19 protein-coding genes are annotated in these 24,623 nt (G+C 67.9%); 8 read left to right on the top strand and 11 right to left on the bottom strand.

The window, feature by feature from the left end; translation table 11 throughout:
* The first annotated feature begins 25 nt into the window (after positions 1–25).
* The 3 genes from NIBR502771_RS12895 to NIBR502771_RS12885 all read left to right on the top strand — a co-directional run bounded on the left by NIBR502771_RS12895 (position 26) and on the right by NIBR502771_RS12885 (position 5,013).
* On the top strand, positions 26–3,259 hold the full coding sequence (locus NIBR502771_RS12895; RefSeq protein WP_141160102.1) for an efflux RND transporter permease subunit: 3,234 nt from the start codon (positions 26–28) through the stop codon (positions 3,257–3,259).
* A gap of 183 nt (positions 3,260–3,442) precedes the next feature.
* A complete protein-coding gene (locus NIBR502771_RS12890) occupies positions 3,443–4,552 on the top strand; it encodes an LLM class flavin-dependent oxidoreductase (protein ID WP_141160101.1) in 1,110 nt (369 codons plus the stop codon).
* Positions 4,552–5,013, top strand: coding sequence for a MarR family winged helix-turn-helix transcriptional regulator (locus NIBR502771_RS12885; RefSeq protein ID WP_141160100.1), 462 nt, complete (start codon positions 4,552–4,554; stop codon positions 5,011–5,013). Before NIBR502771_RS12890 ends, NIBR502771_RS12885 begins: the two co-directional genes overlap by 1 nt.
* On the opposite strand, the gene NIBR502771_RS12880 is transcribed toward NIBR502771_RS12885, so the two are convergent.
* Positions 5,010–5,816 (bottom strand): transglutaminase family protein, encoded by an 807-nt coding sequence (locus NIBR502771_RS12880; RefSeq protein WP_141160099.1) that lies wholly within the window; start codon positions 5,814–5,816, stop codon positions 5,010–5,012. The two genes, NIBR502771_RS12885 and NIBR502771_RS12880, sit on opposite strands and share 4 nt — an antisense overlap.
* Positions 5,817–5,889: 73 nt before the next feature.
* Positions 5,890–6,693: a hypothetical protein gene (locus tag NIBR502771_RS12875; RefSeq protein WP_246839661.1), complete on the bottom strand. Its 804-nt coding sequence runs from the start codon at positions 6,691–6,693 to the stop codon at positions 5,890–5,892.
* A gap of 169 nt (positions 6,694–6,862) precedes the next feature.
* Here NIBR502771_RS12875 and NIBR502771_RS12870 point away from each other — a divergent pair, with 169 nt between their 5' ends.
* Both NIBR502771_RS12870 and NIBR502771_RS12865 read left to right on the top strand, forming a co-directional pair.
* Positions 6,863–7,525: a DUF1684 domain-containing protein gene (locus NIBR502771_RS12870; protein ID WP_141160098.1), complete on the top strand. Its 663-nt coding sequence runs from the start codon at positions 6,863–6,865 to the stop codon at positions 7,523–7,525.
* A 25-nt stretch (positions 7,526–7,550) separates the two neighbouring features.
* Complete coding sequence (locus tag NIBR502771_RS12865) at positions 7,551–8,039, top strand: GtrA family protein (protein WP_141160097.1); 489 nt, start codon at positions 7,551–7,553, stop codon at positions 8,037–8,039.
* 35 nt (positions 8,040–8,074) lie between these two features.
* Here the strand turns inward: NIBR502771_RS12865 and NIBR502771_RS12860 are convergent, their stop codons facing one another.
* Genes NIBR502771_RS12860 through NIBR502771_RS12840 form a run of 5 tightly spaced genes read right to left on the bottom strand, consistent with a single transcriptional unit; the run spans position 8,075 to position 13,840 of the window.
* A complete protein-coding gene (locus tag NIBR502771_RS12860) occupies positions 8,075–9,241 on the bottom strand; it encodes a cysteine desulfurase family protein (protein ID WP_141161542.1) in 1,167 nt (388 codons plus the stop codon).
* A gap of 7 nt (positions 9,242–9,248) precedes the next feature.
* A complete protein-coding gene (gene nadC, locus NIBR502771_RS12855) occupies positions 9,249–10,166 on the bottom strand; it encodes a carboxylating nicotinate-nucleotide diphosphorylase (RefSeq protein ID WP_141160096.1) in 918 nt (305 codons plus the stop codon).
* Entirely contained in the window at positions 10,159–11,829 is a 1,671-nt protein-coding gene (gene nadB, locus NIBR502771_RS12850; protein ID WP_141160095.1) for an L-aspartate oxidase, read from the bottom strand. Before nadB ends, nadC begins: the two co-directional genes overlap by 8 nt.
* On the bottom strand, positions 11,829–13,133 hold the full coding sequence (gene nadA, locus NIBR502771_RS12845) for a quinolinate synthase NadA (RefSeq protein WP_141160094.1): 1,305 nt from the start codon (positions 13,131–13,133) through the stop codon (positions 11,829–11,831). Before nadA ends, nadB begins: the two co-directional genes overlap by 1 nt.
* Positions 13,130–13,840, bottom strand: a complete 711-nt coding sequence (locus NIBR502771_RS12840) for an NUDIX domain-containing protein (RefSeq protein ID WP_370871392.1) — start codon at positions 13,838–13,840, stop codon at positions 13,130–13,132. The genes nadA and NIBR502771_RS12840 overlap by 4 nt, the downstream gene beginning before the upstream one ends.
* A 303-nt stretch (positions 13,841–14,143) precedes the next feature.
* Here NIBR502771_RS12840 and NIBR502771_RS12835 point away from each other — a divergent pair, with 303 nt between their 5' ends.
* Positions 14,144–15,541: an amino acid permease gene (locus NIBR502771_RS12835; protein ID WP_141160092.1), complete on the top strand. Its 1,398-nt coding sequence runs from the start codon at positions 14,144–14,146 to the stop codon at positions 15,539–15,541.
* Between the two features lie 81 nt (positions 15,542–15,622).
* Positions 15,623–16,450, top strand: a complete 828-nt coding sequence (locus NIBR502771_RS12830; RefSeq protein WP_141160091.1) for an alpha/beta fold hydrolase — start codon at positions 15,623–15,625, stop codon at positions 16,448–16,450.
* A 144-nt stretch (positions 16,451–16,594) separates the two neighbouring features.
* Here NIBR502771_RS12830 and NIBR502771_RS12825 read toward each other — a convergent pair whose 3' ends face one another.
* A complete protein-coding gene (locus tag NIBR502771_RS12825) occupies positions 16,595–17,929 on the bottom strand; it encodes an MFS transporter (protein WP_141160090.1) in 1,335 nt (444 codons plus the stop codon).
* A 220-nt stretch (positions 17,930–18,149) separates the two neighbouring features.
* On the opposite strand from NIBR502771_RS12825, the gene NIBR502771_RS12820 reads away from it, so the two are divergent.
* On the top strand, positions 18,150–18,884 hold the full coding sequence (locus NIBR502771_RS12820; RefSeq protein WP_141160089.1) for an IclR family transcriptional regulator: 735 nt from the start codon (positions 18,150–18,152) through the stop codon (positions 18,882–18,884).
* 37 nt (positions 18,885–18,921) lie between these two features.
* Here the strand turns inward: NIBR502771_RS12820 and NIBR502771_RS12815 are convergent, their stop codons facing one another.
* From NIBR502771_RS12815 to NIBR502771_RS12805, 3 genes are all read right to left on the bottom strand, one after another.
* Positions 18,922–20,247, bottom strand: coding sequence for an MFS transporter (locus NIBR502771_RS12815; protein WP_371706598.1), 1,326 nt, complete (start codon positions 20,245–20,247; stop codon positions 18,922–18,924).
* A gap of 94 nt (positions 20,248–20,341) precedes the next feature.
* Positions 20,342–23,428 carry an AAA family ATPase gene (locus tag NIBR502771_RS12810; protein WP_141160088.1) on the bottom strand — a complete coding sequence of 1,029 codons (3,087 nt, stop codon included), beginning with the start codon at positions 23,426–23,428 and terminating at the stop codon, positions 20,342–20,344.
* Complete coding sequence (locus NIBR502771_RS12805) at positions 23,425–24,603, bottom strand: exonuclease SbcCD subunit D (RefSeq protein WP_141160087.1); 1,179 nt, start codon at positions 24,601–24,603, stop codon at positions 23,425–23,427. Before NIBR502771_RS12805 ends, NIBR502771_RS12810 begins: the two co-directional genes overlap by 4 nt.
* Between the last annotated feature and the right edge of the window lie 20 nt (positions 24,604–24,623).

Below are 24,623 nucleotides of genomic sequence, written 5' to 3'. Positions count from 1 at the left end.
TCACTTAGACCCCAGGAGACCACCCATGTTCCGGTTGGCGCACCTTTCCCTGGCGAACCGGGCCCTGATCGCGCTGATCACCGTCTTCGCCTCGGTGTTCGGCGTGATCACCATGTCGTCGCTGAAGCAGGAGCTCATCCCTTCGATCGAGTTCCCGCAGATCACCGTGCTCAGTTCCATGCCGGGGGCATCCCCCGAAGTGGTGGACAAACAGGTCAGCGGCCCCCTGGAAAAGGCGCTGAACGGCGTGGAGGGGCTGGAATCCACCTCCTCCACGTCGCGGACCGGCGTCAGCCAAATCACCATGGTGTTCACCTACGGATCGAACCTGGACCGGGCCCGGAACCAGATCGACCGGGCCATCTCCAACGCCAAACGGACCCTGCCCAGCGACGTCCAGCCGCAGGCCATCGCCGGCAGCATCAGCGACTTCCCCATTGTTTTCCTCGCCGTCTCGTCGGACAAACCGCTCAGTGAACTGAACGCGGACCTGCAGCGCCTCAGCGTTCCCAGGCTGCAGAAGATCGACGGCGTCCGGAGCGCCGACGTCACGGGCGGCGCCTCCCAGCACATCGAGATCCTCCCCCGCACCGACGCCATGGCAGCGGCGGGGGTAGGCGTCACCGCCATCCGCGACGCCCTGTCCAACAACGGCGCCCTGGTTCCGGCCGGAACACTCCAGGACCAGGGCAAGACCCTCTCGCTGCAGATCGGCAGCCCGGTGGATTCACTCGACGCCATCAAGGCCCTGCCGCTGGCAGGAGCAAAGAACGCAGCGACCATCGGCTCCGTTGCCGACGTCTCCCTCAAGGACGATGAGCGCACCTCCATCACCCGGACCAACGGCGCCGAGACGCTCGCCGTCTCCGTGACCAAGAAACCCGAGGGCGACACGGTAGGGATCTCGCACGCGGTCCGGGACTCGCTGAACAACCTGGAGGCAGAGCTGGGATCGAACGCAAAGTTCACGCCCGTCTTCGACCAGGCCCCGTTCATCGAAAAGTCCATCAAGGACCTCACCACCGAAGGCCTCCTGGGACTGGGATTCGCCGTCGCCATCATCCTGCTCTTCCTGATGTCGGCACGGTCCACGCTGGTCACGGCGGTGTCCATCCCGTTGTCCCTGCTGATCACCTTTATCGGGCTGTCGGGCACAGGCTACTCCCTGAACATCCTGACGCTGGGCGCGCTGACCATCGCGATCGGCCGCGTGGTGGACGACTCAATCGTGGTCATTGAGAACATCAAGCGGCACCTCAGTTACGGCGAGGAAAAGTCGACGGCGATCCTCACCGCCATCAGGGAAGTTGCCGGGGCCATCACCGCCTCGACCCTGACCACGGTGGCGGTGTTCCTGCCCATCGCCTTCGTGGGCGAACTGGCAGGCGAACTGTTCCGGCCGTTCGCCCTGACGGTCACCATGGCGCTGCTGGCATCGCTGCTGGTCTCGCTGACCATCGTCCCGGTGCTGGCCTACTGGTTCCTGCGGAATCCCAAGGGCGTTTCCGCAGGTGCAGCTCCAGGCACACCGGAGGCGCGGCGCATCGCCGACGAGGCCACGGCGAGGGCCCACGACGCCGAGCAGCGCAGCCGCCTGCAGCGCGGCTACCTGCCCATCCTCCGGTCCACCCAGAAACACCCGGTCATCACCCTGGTGGCAGCGGTCCTGGTGCTCGGTGCCACCGGTGCCATGACGCCACTGCTGGCCACCAACCTCCTGGGGAACTCCGGGCAAAACAGCCTGACCGTGCGCCAGGTGCTTCCGGCGGGGACCAGCCTGGCTGACACCAGCGCGGCGGCCATCCGCCTCGAAGGCGTGCTGCGCGGCCTCGACGGCATCAAGGACGTCCAGGTGACGTCGGGCAACGCCCAGGCCGGCTTCGCCGCACTGACCTCCACCGGCTCCTCCAACTCGACATTCACCGTGGTGACTGACGAAAAGGCCAACCAGGAAAGGCTCCAGGACACCGTGCGGACCGAGCTTGCCAAGGTGCCTGATTCCGGAAAGATCTCCGTGGGAACCCAGCAGGGCGGCTTCGGAACCTCGTCCACCGTGGACATTACGCTGAAGGCTGCCACCAGCGCGGACCTGCAGTCGGCCAGCGACACCATGGTTGCCGCCATGACTGGGGTGCCCGGCACCAGCGAGGTGGCCAGCAACCTGGCCGCCAGCAACCCGGTGGTGCAGGTCAAGGTGGACCGGGCCAAGGCCGCGGCGGCCGGCCTGAACGAGGAGCAGGTGGCCGGCGTGCTGGCCTCCACGATCAGCCCCATCCCGGCAGGCACGGTCCGGATCGACACCAACGACTTCCCCGTCCGCATTGGCCAGGGCACCAAGTTCACCAGCATCGACGCCGTCCGGAATATCCCGCTTCCGGCGGCCGGCCGGCCGGTCACGCTGGGAAGCATCGCCGCCGTCGAGCAGGTGGACGTCCCCGTCTCCATTACCGCCAGCAACGGCGAGCGTACCGCCAAGGTGTCCATCACGCCGTCGGGCTCCAACCTGGGCGCCGTGAACACCGAAGTCCAAAAGCGCCTCGCTGACGTCCAGCTTCCGCCGGGGGTCACTGCCACTATCGGTGGTGCCACCACCCAGCAGGCCGAATCCTTCCGGCAACTTGGCCTGGCCCTGCTGGCGGCCATCGCCATCGTGTATGTGATCATGGTGGCCACCTTCAAGTCCCTCGTGCAGCCGTTGATCCTGCTGGTCTCGGTTCCGTTCGCGGCTACCGGTGCCGTGGCCCTGCTGCTGCTCACCGGGGTTCCGCTGGGACTGCCGTCACTGATCGGCATGCTGATGCTGGTGGGAATCGTGGTTACCAACGCGATCGTGCTGATCGACCTGATCAACCAGTACCGGCAGCCCCGCGACGGCCGGCCCGGCATGAACGTGGCGGATGCCATCACGAACGGCGCCCGGCAGCGCCTCCGGCCCATCCTCATGACGGCACTGGCAACGGTCTTCGCCCTGACCCCCATGGCACTGGGCCTCACGGGCGGCGGCGGGTTCATTTCCCAGCCGTTGGCGGTGGTGGTGATTGGCGGCCTGGTGTCTTCCACGGCCCTGACCCTGGTCCTGGTTCCCGTGCTCTACCGGCTGGTGGAAGGCCGGCGGGAAAAGAAGGCGCTTCTGCGGGACCTGCAGGCCCGCCCTGAGGGTGGACCCGGTTCGGACATCGACGCCGAGTTCAGGGACTGGACCACCGGCCAGGTCCCCAAGGTCAGCGGGCGCCGGGCGGCCCCCGGCGGTGCCGAATAGGGCCTGCGTTCCTGCGATGCCCGCACCAACCCGTGGTGCGGGCATCGCTGCGTCCGGGCACGTGTTCCCCACGGGGGAATAATCCCCGCGGCGGGGTGTTACAGAAGGCAATAGATGCAAATGCATCTAAATTGATCTACACTGGAACCAAGCCCAACAAGTCCAGGAACGGAAAGGCACGTCATGCAGATCGGTGTTTTCAGCGTCAGCGACATCACCACGGACCCCACCACAGGCCGTACCCCCACCGAGCACGAGCGCATCAAGGCCTCGGTTGCCATCGCCAAAAAAGTCGAGGAAATCGGCATGGATGTCTACGCGATCGGCGAGCACCACAACCGGCCGTTCTTTTCCTCCTCCCCCACCACCACGCTGGCCTACATCGCGGCGCAGACCGAACGCATCATCCTCTCCACGGCCACCACGCTGATCACCACCAATGACCCGGTGAAGATCGCCGAGGACTTCGCCATGCTCCAGCACCTGGCTGACGGCCGCGTCGACCTGGTCCTGGGCCGCGGCAACACCGCGCCGGTCTACCCGTGGTTCGGCAAGAACATCCAGGACGGCGTGGAGCTGGCCATCGAGAACTACAGCCTCCTGCGCAAGCTGTGGGACGAGGACACCGTGAACTGGTCCGGCAAGTTCCGCACACCGCTGCAGAACTTCACTTCCACCCCCCGTCCGCTGGACGGCGTGGCTCCCTTCGTCTGGCACGGTTCCATCCGCACGCCGCAGATCGCCGAGGTGGCCGCGTACTTTGGTGACGGCTTCTTCGCCAACAACATCTTCTGGCCCAAGGAGCACTACCAGCAGCTGATCGGCCTCTACCGGGAGCGGTACGAGCACTACGGCCACGGCAAGGCCGACCAGGCGATTGTGGGACTCGGCGGACAGTTCTTCATGCGCAAGAACTCCCAGGATGCGGTGAAGGAATTCCGCCCCTACTTTGACAACGCCCCGGTCTACGGCCATGGCCCGTCGCTGGAGGACTTCACCTCGCAGACACCGCTGACCGTGGGCAGCCCGCAGGAAGTCATCGAGAAGACCCTGGCCTTCCGCGAGTACTTCGGTGACTACCAGCGCCAGCTGTTCCTTATTGACCACGCCGGCCTGCCGCTCAAGACCGTCCTGGAGCAGCTGGACCTGTTCGGCGAGGAAGTGCTGCCGGTCCTCCGGAAGGAGTACGCAGCGCTGAAGCCTGCGCACGTTCCGGAACCGCCCACCCACGCAGGCCGCGTGGCCGCCCTGCTGGCGTCGCAGGATGCCGGCACTTCAACCCCGGTGGCGTAATGGCTGCCGGAGGACAGGAATCGCCGGTGCGGCTGGCGGCGGAGACCTGGGAGTCACTGTTCCGGGCGCAGGTAGCCGTCATGCGGAAGCTGCAGTCCGGGCCCGCATTCCGGAAGCTTGCGGTGAACGAGTACGACGTCCTGTTCACGCTTTCCCGCTGCCCGTCCGGCTGGCTGCGGCTCAACGAGCTCAACGATAACGTCCTGTTGAGCCAGTCCAGCCTGAGCCGGCTGGTGGAGCGGCTCGAGAAGCGCGGCCTCGTGGCCCGGATGCCGGCGCCGGAGGACGGCCGCGGCGTGCTGCTCAAGCTGACGGACGAGGGCCGCGAACTCCAGAAGGAAATTGGCCGCGAGCATGTCCGGGACATCTCGGCACTGGTGGGACCGGCACTGACGGCCGCCGAGCAGAGAGAGCTCATGCGGCTTACCGACAAGCTGCGGAACTCGCTGGGGAAGCGCTAGCCCAGCTGCACCAGCCGGGCGGGGTCCTCAGCCGGAAGGTCCCCGTCCACCACTGCGGTCACGCGCAGCTGGTTCAAGACCAGGCTTCCGCCCACCGTGGAAAGGAAAGCCGTGTCCGACGAATCACGGCCGGCAGTAATGCGCAGCATCGACTCCCGCGGGGCAAGCCCCGTGGGGTCGATGACGTGCCACGCACCCTCCACATGGGCTTCCGCCACGGCGTGGAAATCCATGGGACTCAGGCCGGGGGCGTAGACAGCCGCGAGGCGGGCCGGGATGTCCTTGGACCGCAGCAGGGCGATGGCCAGGTGCGCGAAGTCCCGGCAAACGCCCCGCCTGCTCAGGAGCGTCTCCACCGCGCCATCCGTGCCACGGGAGGAGCCGCTGATGTACCGCAGCTCGCCGTTGACCCAGTCACGGACGGCATGCACCAGGTCCGCCCCGTGGACTCCGCCGAATTCCGCATAGGCCGTCGGCAGCAGCCTGTCAGACTCTGCATACCGGCTGGGGCGTACATAGCGGATGCGGTCGGCCAGGTCCGCTTCTTCGGGCACGGCGCGGCCGGCCACCGTGGCCGAATATTCCACCGTGACTTCGGTGGGTTCGGCGAATTCCATGTAGTGGAACCGGCCCCCGTGGTGGTCCGATATCTCCTTGAGGGGAACCTCCGCTCCCCCCGCCGTCACGGACAGGGATTCCGCAAAGGATGAGTAGCCGCTGTTCCTCGCCACGGCGACGGCCATGGCCACCTTGGTGTTGGCGATGGTCCTGAAGGCGAGGCGGGCGGAAACAGAGCGTTCCATGAATCTCCGGGGGTGCTGGGGGGTGGAAGGCAAGTCGGGCGCCCCGTCACCTGGTGGGCCGCGGGCAGCGCGACTAGTTTTTGACCTTCAGCGACATTAGCATCCGCTGCACGTTGGCGAAGTCAGGGCTCCCGTTGACGTACTGGGCCGCCTGGCCCAGGGTATCGAACGCCTTTGCCGGGGCCACCTTTTCATCCGGAGCAAAGGCTTTGAGGGCCACGAGGTCCCCAAACGAGTAGTCGCCCTTCCCGGCCGGCCCACGCACCACGTTGCGCAGCTCGCACGCCTTCCCGTCGGTGCCACCCACCAGGTTGGTGATGCCGTAGGAACCGAAATAGCGGTAACCCTGGATCACCCGGAAGACCATGCGGGGCGGGATGGTTCCCTCCCCGTCCTGCGCGGCGAGGTCGAAGGGCACGCTGCTGATCACGGTGTACGGGTGCTGTGCGGCGTCCGGGCAGTCAACGGACGACGACGGCAGTCCCGTCCGGAGCGAAGCCATGAAGGTCCCGTCGGGCTTCTTCACGTCAACCTTCAGTCCGCCGGGAAGGACGCCTTCCTCCGTGGCCACGGACTGGGCGATCCAGTCCACCGGGAGGTCGAAGCTGACGGTTCCTGCGGGGTCGGAGAAGGTCTTCCAAGACGTTGCAGTGGGCACCGGCTGCGGCTCGCCGGAGGCGGTCGGAGACGGTGACGTGGCCCCGGCCGGCGGGGCTGTTCCGGACGTGGCTGTTCCGGATACCGGCACCGCAGAAGGGTCCGGCTGAGCCGTCCATCCTGGGCCGGCTGCCTGCGGCCCGGAACACGCTGCCAGCAGGACCGCTGCAGCCGCGAGGGAGATACCGGAAAGAACAGACTTCAGTGGCGCACCTGTCATGACGCCAGCCTAACGGCGCCTTTCCTCTCTTTCCCGCCTGCCGTGGCGGTGTTTCCGGCACCTGACGCCGTCCCCGGCCGGACCGTCCCCCTGCCGCCGGCCGCGGTGCGGGCGCAGGCGTGTCGCCGTCGGGCATTTGCCACTCCGGGCTGGGACTAGGCTGGAGGTTATGTCGCAAGAGCAGCACGGCGCAGCCGAAGAGAACCCCGCGGACATTTCGGCCCTGGACATCGTCGATTGGCGGCTGCGGACTTTTGCGCTTTACGACAACGTCCGCCGGATCTCCGCGGATAACCCGTCCGAGGCCCACTCTTACTGGCGCCACCAGCGGGACCTGATGTTCGCCACTCATCCGGCTTCGGCGCTGACCGCAGCGGACAAGGCCCGCTTTTCCGGCCTGAAGACCGCGGACTATGACCCCATCTACCGGTTCCACGTCCCGCTCACCAAGGAAGGCGCGGGCCGGGAGCTGAGCGTGGACACCGGGACCGACGGCGTGGTGAACCTCGTGCGGCTTGGCACCTTCGACCTTCCCGAGATGGGCCAGCTGGGGGTGTGGAAAATCCACGGATACGGGGGCGGAATCTTCGTTCCGTTCCGCGATGCCACGGCGGGCCAGCCGGGCGGCAGCTACGGGGCGGGGCGCTACCTGCTGGACACGATCAAGGGCGCATTCCAAGGGGTCCAGGGGTCCGGGCCGGATGCCATGTTCGTCCTGGACTTCAACTTCGCCTACAACCCCTCCTGCGCCTATAACGAGGCATGGGCCTGTCCGCTGCCCGGGCCATCCAACCGGCTTGCAGTGGACATCCCCGTGGGCGAGCTGTATTAATGCCGGCCGTTACTGGTAATACCGCGTGAGGGAAGGCCTGTCCGCTCCCGCCGTCACGGAAACAGCGTCCCGGCAATTTCCCGCCACCAAGCACTACCGTGGTGTGCTGCGCTTTCCGGTCATCCGGCAGTTGCTGCGTTTTTCCGGCGTCGGGGTCATCTGCACCGCGGCGTCCCTGGGGCTTTACGCGCTGCTGCGCCCGTGGCTCGGCGCCCAGCTGGCCAACGCCGTGGCACTGGTCCTGACGTCGCTGCTGAACACCGCACTGAACCGCCGGCTGACGTTCAAGATCACCGGCGAACAACGCCGTTTCCGCGACCACCTCAACGGCGTCGTGGTGATTGCCGTGGCCTTGGTGATTACCGGCAGCAGCCTCGGAGTGCTGCACTGGTTCAACCCGGACGCCAGCGTGGGTGACGAACTGGTTGCCACCACGCTCTCCGGTTTCCTGGCCACCGCGGTGCGCTTCAGCATGCTGCGGCACTGGATCTTCCGCCGGGCGCGGCACCGCTAGGGCACCGGACCTGGGGACTCCGGACGGCGGGAGGGCTACCGGCCCTGGCCGGCGCCCAGGTTCCTGATGCCGGCGACAGCCGCCTGGACGGCAGCTGCGGCGGCGTCGAGGTCCTCCCGCGTGACGGCAGCGTCGAAGCTGAAGCGGACCGCCGTCTGGGCCACCTCGGCCGGAACACCCATGGCTGTGAGCACGGCCGACGGCGCGTCTGAGCCGGCGGCGCATGCCGAGCCGCTGGAGCAGACCACGCCGCGGCGTTCGAGCTCCAAAAGCACCGATTCGCCGCTGGTTCCGGGGAAGCAAAACGAGGCCACTGACGGCAGCCGTTCGGACGGGTGCCCGGTGAGGACGGCGTCCGGCACTCCTGCCAGCACGGCAGCAATGAACCGGTCCCGCAGCGCGGCAACCCTTGCCTGCTCCCCTGCCTGGCGGTCCCGGGCAAGCGTAAGGGCGGTGGCCAGCCCCACCGCGCCGGCAACGTTTTCGGTCCCGGACCGGCGGCCCCGCTCCTGGCCGCCGCCATGGATGACCGGTTCCAGGCGCGTACGGCTCCGGACAAACAGCAGGCCGCAGCCCTTGGGCGCCCCCAGCTTGTGCCCCGAGATGCTCATCGCATCCACCCCCAGCGGGCGGGTGTCGAGCGGCAGCCAGCCGGCGGCCTGGACGGCGTCGGTGTGGAAAGGGATGCCGTGGGCGCGGGCCGCGTCGGCCAGAGCGGCGATGGGCTGGATGGTGCCGACCTCGTTGTTGGCGTACATGATGCTCACCAGCGCCGTTTCCGGGCGAAGCGCCCCGGCGAGTGCTTCGGGCGTCACCCGCCCGGTTGAATCCACGGGCACCACGTCAACGGAGAAGCCGTGGAAGCGTTCCAGGTACCGGGCGGATTCCTCCACTGCCGGGTGTTCGACGGCGCTGATCACCACCCGGTCCAGCAGCGGGTTTGCGGCCTGCCGGGCCAAGGCTACGCCTTTGACGGCGAGGTTGTCCGCTTCGGTTCCGCCGGAGGTGAACACCACTTCTCCGGGCCGGCAGCCAAGGACGTCTGCTACCGTCCTCCGCGCCTGTGCCAGGGCCCCAGCCGCAGCTTCACCGAGGGTGTGGTGGCTGGAGGGGTTGCCGAAGCCACCGGTGAGGTAGGGCCACATGGCGTCCAGCACTTCACGGCGGACCGGGGTGGTGGCGGCGGCGTCAAGGAAGATCATGGCAGGGTCACCGGGCGGCCAGTTCGACGTCAAGGCCCAGATCCAGCGCGGCCACGGAGTGGGTGAGTGCGCCCACGGAGATGACGTCCACACCGGTGGCCGCAATGGCCGCGACCGTTCCGGAGTTCACGTTCCCGCTTGCCTCCACCCGGGCCCGGCCGGCGACGAGGGCCACCCCGGCCTTGAGTTCGTCGATGCTGAAGTTGTCCAGCATGATGGTGTCCACGCCGGCTGCCAGCACGGGTTCGATCTGGTCCATGCGGTCCACTTCGACTTCGAAGTGGGTGGTGTGTCCCAGCTGCGCCTTGGCGGCCAGAAGGAGGGCCGTGAGCTTGGCCGGGTCCCCGCCTGTCATCACGGCGAGGTGGTTGTCCTTGGCCAGCACGGCATCGGAGAGGCTGTACCGGTGGTTTGCACCGCCGCCGCATCGGACTGCGAACCGTTCCAGGATGCGCAGGCCGGGGGTGGTCTTGCGCGTATCCGTGATGCGGGCCCGGGTACCTTCGGCGAGCCGCACGAATTCGGCGGTCTTCGTGGCGATGGCGGACATCCGCTGGACCAGGTTCAGCGCCACGCGTTCCGCCAGCAGCACCGAGCGGGCGGTGCCGGTGACCCGCGCGAGGTGCGTGCCGGCGTCGAACGTTTCCCCATCCGCCACCAGCAGATCCACCTGCGTAGCGGGGTCCACCAGCTGCATGGCGTCGCGGAAGACGGTGGCTCCGCTCAGGACGCCCGCCACGCGGGCGTTCAGGACGGCGGTGGCGCGGGCGCCGGCGGGGATGAGCAGCTGCGAGGTGATGTCGCCGGAAGGGGCGTCCTCGGCGAAGGCCCGCTCCAGGATGTCCCTGACGGGGGCGGGCGGCAGGGTCAGGTCCAACGCGGGGCGCAGGGGCTTTGCCTGGTCGATCACGGCGGGGTCAGTCATGGAGCAGGCTCGCTTTCGGGCGGTGGGAAGACAGGTGGGCAGTTTCGACGGGTTCATCGCTGCGGTAATGCGCCCCCAGGGATTCGGTCCGGTTCAGGGCGGCGCTGACCAGCAGCTGCGCGGCCAACAGGAGGTTCCGGTCCTCGCAGGCAACAGGGTCAGCAGCGCCTTCCAGATCAGGACGGACGACGGCGGCCCACCGGTCAAGAGTGGAAGCAGCCTCAGCCAACAATTCCCCGGACCGCAGGACCCCGGCGTGCGAGGTCATGAGGCGGCGAAGAGCGTCCCGGGAGAAGGCAGTATCCAGACCCCCATCTCCACCGAAGCTGGACAGCCGACTCCCGCGGGTTATGTCCAGTCCGTCCGTCGCGCCGTCAGGCGAGCCCCAAGCAGGAGTACCTAAGAGGAAGTCTTCAACAGCGCGGCGGCCGAAGACGAGCCCCTCAAGGAGGGAATTGCTGGCCAGCCGGTTAGCCCCTTGGACACCGGTGCACGCAACCTCGCCGGCCGCGTAGAGGCCGGGGACGCTGGTGCGGGCGTTGAGGTCCGTGGTTACCCCGCCCATCCAGTAGTGCGCAGCCGGGGCAACGGGGACCAGTTCGCGGGTCCAGTCGATGCCGGCGTCGAGGGTTTTGCGGGTGAGGGTGGGAAACCTCTGGTGAAGGAAACCCTTGCCACGGGCCCGCTCAAGGCCCCGGGCGTCGAGGTAGACGTGCCCGGTGGGATCACCCAGCTTGGCCAGGTGGAGGGCGATGCTGCGGGAGACCACGTCCCGTGGCGCCAGTTCGGCATCGGGATGGTAGGCCTGCATGAAGCGGCGTCCGCCGGAGTCCAGCAGGACGGCGCCTTCGCCGCGGACGGCTTCGGAGATCAGCAGTGGTCCGTCCAGCCGGGCCGGATGTGCTGTGGCGGAGCTGACCAGGCAGGTGGGGTGGAACTGGAAGAACTCAAGGTCTGCCACTGCCGCTCCGGCGCGGACGGCGAGCGCGAGTCCGTCGGCGGTGGCAACGGCGGGGTTGGTGGTCTGGGAAAACAGTTGGCCTGCTCCCCCGGTGGCGAGCAGGACGGCATCCGCGTCCAGCTGCGCTGGCCGGCCGTCCTGGAGGTACCTGACTCCGGCCACCTGCCCGTCCCGGGCCACCAGGGCGGTGACCAGGGTGTGCGTCAGGATGGTGAGCTTTCCCGCGTCCCTGCGGGAAAGGACGGCCTGGATCAGCGCGCCGGCGACGCGGGCACCCGTGGCGTCTCCTCCTGCGTGCAGGATCCGCGGGGCACTGTGGGCTGCTTCGAGCCCAAGGGCCGGGCCGCCGGCGTCGTACGTGGCCCCAGCCGTTCCCTCCCCGGCCTGCCCCCCATCGAAGGCAACGCCGTAGCGCTGCAGGCCGGCGATGTCCCGCCGCGCCTCCGTGCACATCAGCCGGACCGCGGCCTCGTTGCAGTGCCCGGCCCCGGCACGCAGGGTGTCGGCGATGTGCGCGTCAACGGTATCTCCCGGGGCAGGTTCGGCGAGGACGGCGGAGATGCCGCCCTGCGCGTACCAGGTGTTGCTCTGGTCCAGCGCGCCTTTGGTCAGCAGCACCACGTCCGCGCCGGCATCGGTGGCAAGCAGGGCAGCGTAAAGGCCCGCGATGCCGCTTCCGACGACGGCCAGCCGGCGCGTCATTACGGCCTCGCGGCGAGCATGCGCTCGAGCGCCGTCCTGGCGTTGGCCTGCACGTTGTGGTCCACAGTGATGCGGTTGACCACGCGGCCGGCCACCAGTTCCTCCAGGACCCAGGCGAGGTAGCCGGGGTGGATGCGGTACATGGTGGAGCAGGGGCAGATCACCGGGTCCAGGCAGAAGATGGTGTGCTGCGGGTACTCGGCGGCAAGCCGGTTGACCATATTGATTTCCGTACCGATGGCGAACGTGGTGGGCCCGGTGGCGGCGGCGATGGCCTTCTTGATGAAGTCGGTGGAGCCGGCGGAATCCGCTGCATCCACCACCTCCATGGGGCATTCGGGGTGCACGATGACCTGCACGCCGGGGAAGTCGGCCCGGGCCTTTTCGATCTGCGCCACGCTGAAGCGTTTGTGGACGGAGCAGAACCCGTGCCAGAGGATCACGCGGGAGTCCAGGAGCGCCTGCTGGTCATTGCCGCCCAGGTCCTTCCGCGGGTTCCACATGGGCATCTGGTCCAGGGACACGCCCAGGGCCTTGGCCGTGTTGCGTCCCAGGTGCTGGTCGGGGAAGAACAGGACCCGCTGGCCGCGCTGGAACGCCCACTCCAGGACCGTCCTGGCATTCGAGGAGGTGCAGACGATGCCGCCGTGTTCACCGCAGAACGCCTTCAGGGCTGCGGAGGAGTTCATGTAGGTGACGGGAATGACCGGGACCCGGCCCCCGGCGTCAGGCTCGGTGCCGAAGATCTCCTCGAGCTGTTCCCAGCACTCCTCCACGGAATCCGCGTCGGCCATGTCGGCCATGGAGCATCCGGCGGCCAGGTTCGGCAGGATGACTGCCTGCTCCGGGGTGGAAAGGATGTCAGCGGTTTCGGCCATGAAGTGGACGCCGCAGAAGATGATGGCTTCCGCTTCCGGCCTGGTGAGCGCGGCGTTCGCGAGCTGGAAGGAGTCCCCGACGAAGTCTGCGTACTGGATGACCTCGTCGCGCTGGTAGAAATGCCCGAGGATGACGGCGCGGTCGCCCAGGGTTGCCTTGGCCGCCTTGATCCGTTCGCCGAGTTCGGCGTCACTGGCCAGCTTGTACTCATCGGGCAGCTGGCCCTGGCGCGGGGTGGACGCCGGGGCGGGGTCCGCGCTGGAGGCGCCCGGGCCGTAGGCGGGAACACCGGCGAGTGCCTCGGCCAGGTCGTAGTCCCACGGGCCCTTGGCCAACGCCGGGCTGCAGGTGCCGCCTTTAGCGGCGGCGCCCTTCTCGGCCTGTTCGCGCGTGATCAGCTGGATTGCCGTGTTGACGCTGCTCATGGTGTGCTCCTGTTGTCTGGGTCAAGGCCGGGCCGGCCGGTGTAGCGGTAGAGGCGTGGCGGGCGGTGCTTGCCGCCCTGGAGGTATTCCCCGGTTTCTTCGATTTCCGGAGTCGATTTGAGCTGCCGGCGGAAGTTGGCCGGGTCCAGTTGCCGGTCCAGGACGGCTTCGTAGACTTCGCGGACCTGGGCCAGCGTGAAGTACTCGCCCAGCAGGTGGTAGGCCACCGAGCCGTAGGCCAGCTTGTTCCGCAGGCGTCCCAGGGCGTAGTCCACGATTGCGTTGTGGTCGAAGGCGAGCTCGCCCAGGCGGTCGGCCCGGAACCACCTCACGTTTTCGGATTCGTCGGCGAGCGCAGCTTCCGTGGGCTGGACCAGCGCCCAGTAGACGATCGACACCACCCGCTGGGTGGGTGAGCGGTGCAGGCCGCCGAAGGCATACAGCTGTTCCAGGTAGCGGGGCGCGAGGCCGGTGGTCTCCTGCAGGTTCCTGGCCGCGGCGCTTTGGAGCGACTCGTCGTGGCGGAGGGGTCCGCCGGGCAGGGCCCACAGTCCCTTAAAGGGCTCCCGGATGCGGCGTACCAGGGGAAGCCACAACGTGGGCCGGCCTGAGGACTCGCTGGGCCGGAGTGCGAAGATCACCGTGGAAATGGCCAGCGACGGCGGCGCCGCCTGGCGCTCGGAGACGTTCGCCGAACTGTAGTACACCCGGTTCACCGCCTTCCGTCACCGTCGACCGCCCCCCGGGCGCCCTCTTCGCTTAGTTATGGTCATCTTGACCAAAACTAATTCTAAGGCCGCGCACACCCGAAATGGAAATATTTCTGCGGCCTCCGCCTTGGTGCTACGGCCGGCGCGAAAGGAAACGGTTTTGCCGGCGTTCCACCCCCTTCCTTCCTGCCGTCGTTTCCGGGCACGTTCCGGAGGCGGTAAATTCAAAAGGTCCCACGAGGACCCCGGCCCTCCAGCGGGCCGCCCCACCCACCAGCCCCCAGAAGGTGCATTGCCCCCATGACGACGAAGTCTGGCCGGACCACGTCCGCCGCCATCCCCACGAACGCCGCAGCCGGCCACAGCATGAAGCCGCGCCAGCTCACCATGATGGGGCTGGGCAGCGCCATCGGCGCGGGGCTGTTCCTGGGGTCCGGCGCCGGTGTCCAGGCAGCTGGACCTGCGGTACTCGTCTCCTATCTCGTAGCCGGAACACTGATCATCCTGGTGATGTGGGCGCTGGGCGAGATGGCCGCTGCCAACCCGGCCAGCGGCGCTTTCTCGGTATACGCCGAGCGGGCCCTGGGCCGGACGGCGGGGGCCACCATCGGATGGCTGTGGTGGCTGCAGCTGGTGGTGGTCATTGCCGCTGAGGCCCTGGGCGCCGCGGGACTGCTGTTCTCCGTCTGGCCCGTGGTGCCGGTCTGGGCGCTGACACTGCTTTTCATGGTGGTCTTTACCGGCATCAATCTGGCCGGCGTCCGGAATTTCGGTGAGTTCGAGTTCTGGTTCGCCATCCTCAAAGTGGCCGTCATCGTCCTGTTCCTGGCCGTCGGCGCCGCCCTGCTCCTGGGCCTGCTGCCCGGCGTCGACTCCCCCGGCGCGGCAAACCTCACGGGCAACTTTGCCCCGCAGGGCCTTGGTGGTGTCGCGGCAGCCCTGTTCGTGGTGATTTTCGCATTCGGCGGCACGGAAATCGTCTCGGTGGCAGCAGCTGAAACCGAGGACCCCCAACGCAGCGTCGGCAAAGCCATCCGGACCGTGGTGTGGCGCATCCTGGTGTTCTACATTGGTTCCGTTTTCGTCATTGCCGCCGTCCTGCCGGCCACGTCCAAAGGCCTCGCTTCGCCCTTCGCCGGCGTCCTGGACGCTGCCAGGATCCCCGGCGCCTCGACCGCCATCACCCTCGTGGCCGTCGTCGCACTCCTCTCGGCCCTGAACGCGAACCTCTACGGCGCGTCGCGCATGGTGTATTCGCTCTCGCAACGGGGAGAGGCGCCCCGGGTCCTCACCCGGCTCAACAGTGCCGGCGTGCCGCTGCTCGCCGTTGCCGTCTCGGTGGCGTTCGGCTTCATCGCCACCGTCCTGGAGCTCCTGTTCCCGGGACGGATCCTGCCTGCCCTCTTCCAGCTGGTGGGATCCACGTGCCTGGTGGTGTGGGGCAGCGCGCTGGTCTCCCAGCTGATCCTGCGCCGGCAGGCGGACCGCGACGGCACACCGCTTCCCCTGCGGATGAAGGGCTTCCCCGGCCTGACCATCACGGGCCTGGTCCTGCTGGGACTCATTTTCGCCGTCGGCTTCAGCGCCGAGGACAGCCGCGTCCAGCTCTTCAGCACCTTCGCCCTGATCGCCGGCATCGCGCTGGCCTGTGCCGCCGGGGCCCGTTTGGCCGGCCGTAACCGGTTGGCCAACAGGTAGAGTGGCGGGTACCTTTCAAAGGAAGACGCACCGACGCGCCGGGCCCGCCCAGGCGCCGTACCTGATTGGGGAACTGACACGATGAGCGGCAGGCACACCGGACAGCAGCAGGGGCATACCGTTGAAGGGACCGACCCGCAGCTGTACGTCGCGGTCCATGAACCCGCCTCCGACGCCGGACTGCGGCCGGTCCTGCTGCTCCACGGCTTTTCCTCATCCTCCAAGCTCAACTGGGAGGACACCGGCTGGGTGTCGGCCCTGCTTGAGGCCGGTCGCAGGATCATCACCGTCGACCTGCCGGGCCACGGCCGCAGCGGCGCGCCGGAGGACCGCGATTCGTACTCCCCCAGCAAAATCAGGGCGGACCTGCTGCAGGCAGTTTTCGACGCCGGCGCGCGCCCCCTGCATGACGGTGATCCTTCCAGCGGGCTGGACGTGGTGGGTTATTCGCTGGGCTCCCGGCTCGCCTGGGAATTCGCCGCAACCCAGCCCGAGCTGGTGCACCGACTGGTGCTTGGCGGACCCAACGATTCGGATCCGCTCGCCGCGTTCGACCTCCGGGCCGCCCAGGACTACCTGGCAGACGGAACGCCCATCAGTGACGAGTCCACTGCCCAGCTGCTCAAAATGGCCCTGCTCCTGCCGAGCAACAACATCTTCGCGCTGCTGTCACTGGTGGAGGCCATCAAGGCTGAACCGTACGACCCCGCCGAAGCAGTCCCCCATGTTCCGATGCTGCTGGTGGTCGGCGACAAGGACGAGCGGGCCCACACCCTGCCCAGGCTTGCCGAACTGGCCCGCAGCGCCGGGTCCATGGCGGAGCAACTGGTCCTGCCCGGCCGGAACCATACCAATGCCATCACCAGCCGGGCATTCAAGCAGGCCGCCATTTCGTTCCTGGCGGTCTAGGCTTCACGGACGTCCCGGGCAGCCCGGATCGATTTGGGCCCAGGGTCAGAACTGCCCCGCACGCACCAGCAGCCCGGACCTCGCGGTCCGGGCTGCTGGTGTTGTGGGTCCGCGCCCGGCCAGGACGCGGACGGGACCGTGGGATCAGTGGTGGCTGCTGACGCCGAGCGGGCGGCCCTTCGTCTCCTTGGCCAGCACCACACCGACGGCGGAAATCACGCACAGGACCATGATGTAAATGCCGATCGAGCCGGTCCATTTGGTGGACTGGAGCAGGGATTCGGCGATGGTCGCTGCGAAAGCACCACCCAGGATGGCGCCGAAGGCGTATCCGATGGAGATGCCGGAGTACCGCACTTCGGCCGGGAACATCTCTGCGTACATGGCGGACATGGGTCCGTAGGACAGGCCCAGGCCGATCGTCAGGACGAACAGGGCGACGCCGTAGAGCATGATGTCCTTGGTATCGATCAGGGCAAACATCGGGATCATCCAGGCGAAGACGATGGCGTAGCCGATCAGGAACGTCTTGACTCGGCCAATGCGGTCGGACAGCCAGCCGCCCACCAGGGTGAAGATCAGCCAGCCGAAGGACGCCAGCGTGGTGGCCAGGAGGATCTGCGGCGTGGGCATCTTCAGGGTCTTGGTGGCGTAGGAGATGAAGAACGCAATCAGCAGGTAGCCTGCCGCATTGTTTCCGATGAAGATCAGCGTGGAGTACAGGACCGGAAGCTTGTGGTTCCTGACCAGCTCACCCAGCGGTGCCTTGCTCTCCTTCTTCCGCTGGGCCATCTCCTGGAACACCGGGCTTTCGGCAACGGCGCGGCGGATGAGGTAGCCCACCACGATCAGGACGATGGACAGCAGGAACGGCACACGCCAGCCCCAGGCCGCGAAGTCTTCCTTGGACATGCCGGTGTTGAGGAAGAACAGCAGGCCGGTGGCAAGGATCATGCCCACGGGCACGCCGATCTGCGGGTAGGCGCCGAAGAGTCCGCGGCGGTTGACCGGTGCGTGCTCGACGGCCATCAGGGCAGCGCCGCCCCATTCACCACCGGCCGAGAAGCCCTGGATAACCCGCAGCAGGATCAGCAGTACCGGGGCCCATGCACCGATCTGCGCGTACGTGGGCAGCATGCCGATGAGTGCAGTGGCCGCGCCCATCATCACCAGGGTGAAGACCAGCATTGCCTTCCGCCCCAGGCGGTCGCCCAGGTGCCCGGCGATGACTGCGCCGAGGGGGCGGAACAGGAAGCTGATGCCAATGAGGGCAAAGGAAAGGATCTGCGCCAGGCCCGGGTTGGACTCGTTCAGCGGTGCCAGGAACAGCGGTGACAGCAGCGTTGCGGTCAGCTGGGCAAAGATGAAGAAGTCGTACCATTCGATGGTGGTGCCGACGAGGGTTCCGGCGAGGACCTTGCGTTCCTCACGCCGGGTGCTGGGACCGGCGAGTGTATCCACCTTGGAAGGTGTGGTCATTGAAACTCCATTGTTTATCGGGCAGCAAGGCTGCCCGTACGCCTTCAGGATTACCGACAGAACGGTCAGTTAGTTAGTAGGGTACTACGGAAATTGTGATACGGGACACGGCGTGGTCGATTTTTGCGGTGAACGGCGAACCAGCGGTTCAGTTCGATATTTGAACTGAACGTTCCATAAAGGACACAGCAAACAGGTCCGCGCATCTAGAATGGACTCCATGACTCCCACCGCAGCCGCAGCCCCGGCAGGACCGGCGGTCCAGGCTTCGCCCTCCCAGACTCTCTCGCGCGGCATTCGCGCCCTCGAGATCATGGCAGCTGCGCCCGGTCCCATGACCATCGCGGAACTGGCCGACGCCATGCGCGTCCACCGTTCAGTGGCGTACCGGATCCTGCGAACTCTTGAAGACCATTCGCTGCTGGTGCGCGACGACGCCGGGCGGGTCCAGCCCGGGCCGGGCCTGGCCGTCCTGGCACGGGGAGTCTCACGCAACCTGCAGAGCGCCGCGTTGCCGGAGCTCACCCAGCTGGCAAACTCACTGGACATGACCGCGTTCATCGCGGTTTGGGACCACCACGACTGCATCACCCTCGTCACTGTCGAGCCCAGGCACTCGGGGGCAACCGTCGCGCAGCACCCCGGTACCCGCCACCCCATCAACGCCGGCGCACCCGGCATTGCCATCCAGTCTGCCCTTTCGGAGGAGGAGTGGGACAGGCTTTCGACAGGGACGCCCTACCGTCCGGAAGCGGCGGAGGCACGGCGGAAGGGCTACTCGGCCAGCCATGACGAAGTGATCGCCGGCGTCTCGTCGCTGGCAGCACCCATCCGCGTCCCCGGAGGGCGTCCGGCCGCACTGGCGGTGGTCTATATCCGGTCCGCCCATGATCCGGAAACCGTGGGCGCAGCCATCGCGGAGAGCGCGGCCAGGATCGAGCGCCAGCTGGCGTAACGGCGTGAAATGCTCCGCGGCCACCGCGCGGAACGGGTCAGGTCCGCCGGCGAAGGACGACGGCGGTTCCCGCGCCGAGCAGCGCCAGGGCCACCGCTGCGCACAGCGGGACAAGGAATGCGCCGGCTGCCCCGTGGAGTTGGGCCAGCTGTCCCCCTACGGAGGAGCCGACGGCGGTCCCGGCAACGATGCCGCTGGCCAGGGCAGTCATCACTGTGCCAAGCCTGCCGGCCGGTGCCACCTTCCCGCCAACGGCGAAAACGGTGACCATGACCGGTCCCACCGGGAGTCCAAGGACCAGCAGGACCAGCGCCATCATGGGCAGCGACGACGGTACCAGCAGCAGGACCGCCAGTCCCGCCATCAGGACGGCACAGGACACCCATCGCAGCCCCAGGCCTGCCCGGCGCGGCCAGTAAGCAACCGACAGGGCCGCCGCCGCGGAACTGAGGCCCATGACGGCATACAGCAGGCCCGCGATTTCAGGTCCGGCAAGCCCGGCGGAGAAGGCGCTCAACGCAGCCTGGGTGGATCCAAAAAAGGTGCCCATGCAGGCCATGGCGAGGACCGGCAGGGCCACGGCGGCCGGTAGCTTCGCCGCAGGCACGTGCTTGCCGCCTGCCGGGCCCCGGCGGGCCGGCACGGACCGGTGGGTGGGATGCACAGCGAAGACGGGCACTAGGGTGATGGTCATGGCCGCCGCCAAAACCAACGGAAGCCAGGGCGACACGAAGCTGGCCAGGATTCCCACCACCGCCGGCCCAAGGACAAAAGTCACCTCATCCGCGGTGCTCTCGTAGGACAGCGCCGTGTCAAGGTCGCGGGCGGCAGCATTTGGCGGCGCCGTTGGACCTCCCGCATTGGCAGTGAGCGCCATCCACCTGACCCGGGCCAGGGGCCCCACTTGGGGGCAGGTGGCACCGGCCGCGAAGGCGGCGGCGAGGACCGGCGGCGCGAACCCGTCCAGGACCGCAGCGCTGCCGGCGGCAAAGACCAGGGCAAGCACGGCCACTGTATTGAGAACTGCCGCCAGCAAAAGGACCGGCCGCTGTCCCTTCCGGTCGGCAAGGGATCCCAGCACCGGTGCCCCCAGGGCGGAGCCGATGCCCACAGCGCCCGCAGCCGTGCCCCCGGCGGCAAAGGAGCCGCTGGCGGACGTGACCAGGGTGAGGGTGCCCACGGCCAGCATGGCCAGCGGAAGCCGGGCAAAGAGGCCCAAAGGCAGGAAACCTGCACCGGCAAGTTGCGGAAGTCGCGAAAAGCGGCCGCGCTTGGGCGCTTCCGGCGCATCGGGGGTTTCCTGGCGTGGGGAGGCCTGGACAGGGACGGTACCGGTGGGTGGCGGGGTAATGTGTGGTGTCACTTCTGGGCTCGTTCAATACGTGCGCATCGTCCCTCCTCCCGATGCGCGCAACCCGGTAACACCGACAAGTATATCGGCCCCGGTCAGGGGACGGTCAGAGAAGTGCGTCCAGGCTTTCGGAGATCCGCAGCGTGGAGCCGTTCCGGTTCTTGACTACCTGCAGCTGGGTGCTGATCCGCTGCTTCATCTCGGCGACGTGGCTGACCAGTCCCACCACCCTACCGCCGTCGCGAAGCCCTTCAAGGGCATCCATGACCTGCTCCAGGGATTGGTCGTCCAGACTGCCGAAGCCCTCGTCAACGAACAGGGTTTCGATTTCCACGCCTCCGGATTCCTGCTGGACCACGTCTGCAAGGCCCAGGGCCAGCGAGAGCGAGGCCATGAAGGACTCGCCTCCGGACAGCGTGGAGGTGTCCCGGCGGAAGCCCGTCCACTGGTCCACCACTTCCAGGCCCAGCCCCGACTTTGCTCCACGGGCGGCCTTGGCATCTGTGTGCTGGAGCAGGTACCGGCCGTCGCTCATGGCCACCAGGCGTTCGGATGCGGCCAGGGCCACCTGTTCCAGCCGCGCGGCCAGGACATAACTGTTCAGGCTCATGCGGTACGTGTTCTCGCCCCGGCCGGCTGCGGCGTCGGCCAACCCGGCAAGCATCCGGGCCCGCTCCGCCGGCTCGCGTGACGAACCGGCCAGCGCTTCATAATCCGCTGCAATGGCCTTCAACGAATCCAGGCAGCGTGCGGCCAGGCCGGCGGCCAGGTCAGCCTCCCGCGCCCGGTCCCGGGCAGCCGCAGCGTCCAGGCGCAGCGAGGCCAGCCGTTCCTCGTCCGGGATGAAGCCGGCTGCCGCTTCCTCCTGCGCGAGCATGATGTCATCTGACTCGAACAGCCCGGCCACGCGGGCAGCTTCATCCTGGGCGGCACGGATGGCGGCCTCAACGGCTGCCAGGTCAGCGGCATCAAGGAGCTGGCTGCGGACCTCGTCAGCAGTGGCAAAACCGGCACCGGGCAGTGCCTGTTCCAAGGCGTCCTGCGCTTCGGCGGCCTGCAGCCGCGCGTGATCCAGGCGCACCTGCGCTTCGACCGCTTTATCCAGGACCGCCACCGCATCCTCAAGTTCCCGCAGCCGGGTGCCCAGGCTTCGGTGGTTGCCCCGGAGGCCTGAAAGAGCAGTGTCCAGTGCGGCAACCTGTTCGGCCAGATTGGCAAGGGCCGCGGTGGCCTGGGACATCTCGGCTTCCGTTTCGGACAGTGTGGCCCGGGCCTGGCTGAGGCTGTCATCCACAACCTCCAGCCGCTGCCGCCTGTCCTGCAGCTGCTCGGCCGCCTGCTCGGCATCCACTGCCGCAGCGAGTGCATCAGCTGCACCCGAGCGTGCAGCGTCCATCGGAGTGGTGCCGCCCTGGCCGGCGAGGACAGCCACTGCTTGCCCGGCCTCGGCCAGATCAGCGGCAACCCGGGCGTTGGCAGCCTCCGCGGCCTCGTACACGCCGTGGGCCTGTTCCTCCTCCTGGGCCAGGGACGGCCCTCCGGTTCCCGCATCTGCCGGCCCGGGGTGGTCTCCACTTCCGCAGACAGGGCACGGTTCCCCGGCAACCAGCCCGGCAGCCAGTTCGGATGCGGCGTTCGCCAGCCGCTCTTCCCGCAGGTCCAGCCAGCGGCGTTTGGCCTCCAGGAGCTTCTCCCGGGAATCGTCATGGCGGCTCTTGGCGAGATCCCTGCGCTGGGCCGCTTCCCCGTACCGGCTGACCACGTCCAGCAGCTCCGCCGCAGCGGCCGCCTCCTTGCGCCGCAAAGAGACCTCCACAGCGCGCGCTTCCAGCTGGTCCAGGCCCTCCAACAGCTGTTCCCGTTCGGCCACCAGGTGCTTGGCGCGCTGGCCCAGTGTCTCCGCGGCGAGCTCCAGCCCACCCAGCCGGCCGGTTAAGCCATGGTGCCGCTTCCGCAGCTCCTTGAGCCTTTCTTCGTCAGGCAGTCGTGCCTCGACGACGGCCAGCAGCGAACGCAGGCGGCCCAGTTCCTCCACAGCCCCGGGCAAGCTGTCCGAGCCATCCCGTGGGGAACCCAAGGTCGACTGTGGACTCCCTAATGTTCCGGCGCCGAGCTGGGCCAACTCGCCGCCGTCCCCGGCGGCGAGCCGCAGCAGGGTCACGGCCGATTCGGCGGCCGCGGCGGCGCCGCGGACCTTCCCGGCAGCAGCGTCGACCGCCAGCAGCTGCCCCTGGAGAACCTCTGCCTGCCGGTGCCTCACCAGCCGGGAAGAATGCTCCTCCTGCACTGCGGCCCCGTCCTCCACGGCCTTTTTCCGGGCGGCAGTTGCGGCGAGTTTCCGGTGCCGTTCGTGGCGCGCGGCCTCCGTTTCCGCCTCTGCGCGGCGGCCCTGGTTGACCTCCTCGGCGGCCGCAGCCTGCCCCGCGAGCTCGTTCCGGCGCAGGGCGGCAGCAGCCTGCAGCCAGGCCAGGCGGCGGGGAATATCGTCTGTTGGCGGCGCTCCCTCGCCGGGAAGGTTCAGGGGGGCGGCCTCGGTTTCGGCGCGCGAGGCAAGGAGGGCGAGTTGCCCTGACAGGACCGCCACGTCCTCCCTGGCGGCAGCAGCCTGCCGGGACAGCTCCTGTTCCAGGGCTTCAAACCTCTGGGTGCCGAAAAGCTTCTGCAACAGGTCCAGCCGGTCAGCAGCCTTTGAGCGCAGGAAAGCGGCGAAATCACCCTGCGGCAGCATCACCACCCGGGTGAACTGTTCACGGTCCATGCCCAGCAGGGCCATGATCTCCGCGCCCGCTTCATCGTTGCGGGCGGACTTCTCCACCCAGTCCCCACCCACGCGCTCCCGAAGCAGTGTCTTGGCCTGCTGGACCGTGAAGCCGTTCTTCCCGCGGGCGCTCGGCTTCTCCCAGGCCGGGGAGCGCGTCACCTCGAAGCGGCGGCCCTGCGCGGAGAACTCACACGTGACGGCGGGTTCCTGCCCGGGCTCCGCATGGTCGCTGCGCAACCGCTTCCCGTCCTGCCGGGCACCGGGTACAGACCCGTAGAGCGCAAAGCAGATGGCATCCAGGACGCTGGTCTTGCCGGCCCCGGTGGGCCCGTTCAGCAGGAACAGTCCGTGCGCGCTCAGGCGGTCAAAGTCGATGTCCTCGGTCCCGGCGAAGGGCCCAAACGCGGAAATCCGCAGCTTATGGATCCTCACCGCGACACCTCCGAGAGCCTGACGTTTTCCAGCGCGGCCGCGAGCGCAGCCCTTTCGGCGGGATCGGCGTCCCGTCCCCGCACGTGGTCCAGGAACCCGCAGCAGACGGCCAGGTCATCCGGTGCGCCGGCGAGCCTGCTGCTGTAGCTTGCCTCGGCAGGGGCAGCGGCGCCCTGCGGATCGAAGGCCAGGACCAGGGTATCCGGGAACCTGGCGCGCAGCCGTTCCATGGCGCGTGCGGGACGCTGGCCATCGGTTAGGGTGACCTGGCAATAGGCGGTTTCCGCCCATGCATGGGCGGGATCCGCCAGCAGCTCCTCCAGCGGTCCGCGGAGTACGGCGAGTGGGCGCGGCGCCTCCCAGAGGACTTCCGCCACCGACGCCACGCCTTCCGGACCAACATCCACCAGCCAGGCACCCTTTTGGTGGGCGGCCTCGGAGAAGGAATAAGCCAGTGGTGATCCGGAGTACCTGACGGACTCGGACAGCTTTTGCCGGCCGTGCAGGTGGCCCAGCGCGCTGTAGCTGAAACCGTCGAAGAGGTCCAGGGGAACAGCTCCCAGTCCGCCGATGCTGAGGTCACGCTCGCTGTCCGAACTGATGCCGCCGCTGGCGAAAGTGTGCGCCAGGACCACCGAGTGGACGGTGGCGGAGGCGGCGCGCCGGGCAATGTCCGCCCGGACCAGGCCTGTTGCGGCGCGGGTGACCTCGAAGTGGCTTGCCGTGTCCACGCCCAGTTGGTCGGCCACCATCCTGGGTTCGAGCCACGGGATGCCGTACAGCGCCAAGGTGGCGTCTTTGCCTGCAGAGTCCGTTCCCAGCGGGACCAGCAGCGGCTGGTCGAGGTCCTCCACCCTGGTGCGCAGGTGCACTCCCCCGCGTTCCAGCAGGCGGGACGCGAACCCCAGGCGGATGGCGGAATCGTGGTTGCCGCTGGTGAGGACCACCTGCGCGCCTGCGGCGGTGAGCCGGACCAGTGCGTCATCGAGGAGATGCACAACGTCCACGCCGGGAAGTGCGCGGTCGTAGACGTCGCCCGCGATCAGGACGATGTCCACGCTTTCCCGCTCAACCGCCGCCACCAACTGGTCCACGAAGGAGCGCTGGGCGTCGAGCATCCCAACGCCGTGGAAGGAACGGCCCAGGTGCCAGTCCGAGGTGTGAAGTAACCGCATGATCCTAAGTTATCGGCAGC

The sequence above is a fragment of the Pseudarthrobacter sp. NIBRBAC000502771 genome (genome assembly GCF_006517215.1).
In the GTDB taxonomy this organism is placed as follows: domain Bacteria; phylum Actinomycetota; class Actinomycetes; order Actinomycetales; family Micrococcaceae; genus Arthrobacter; species Arthrobacter niigatensis.
This window is presented reverse-complemented; position numbering and strand designations above follow the sequence as displayed.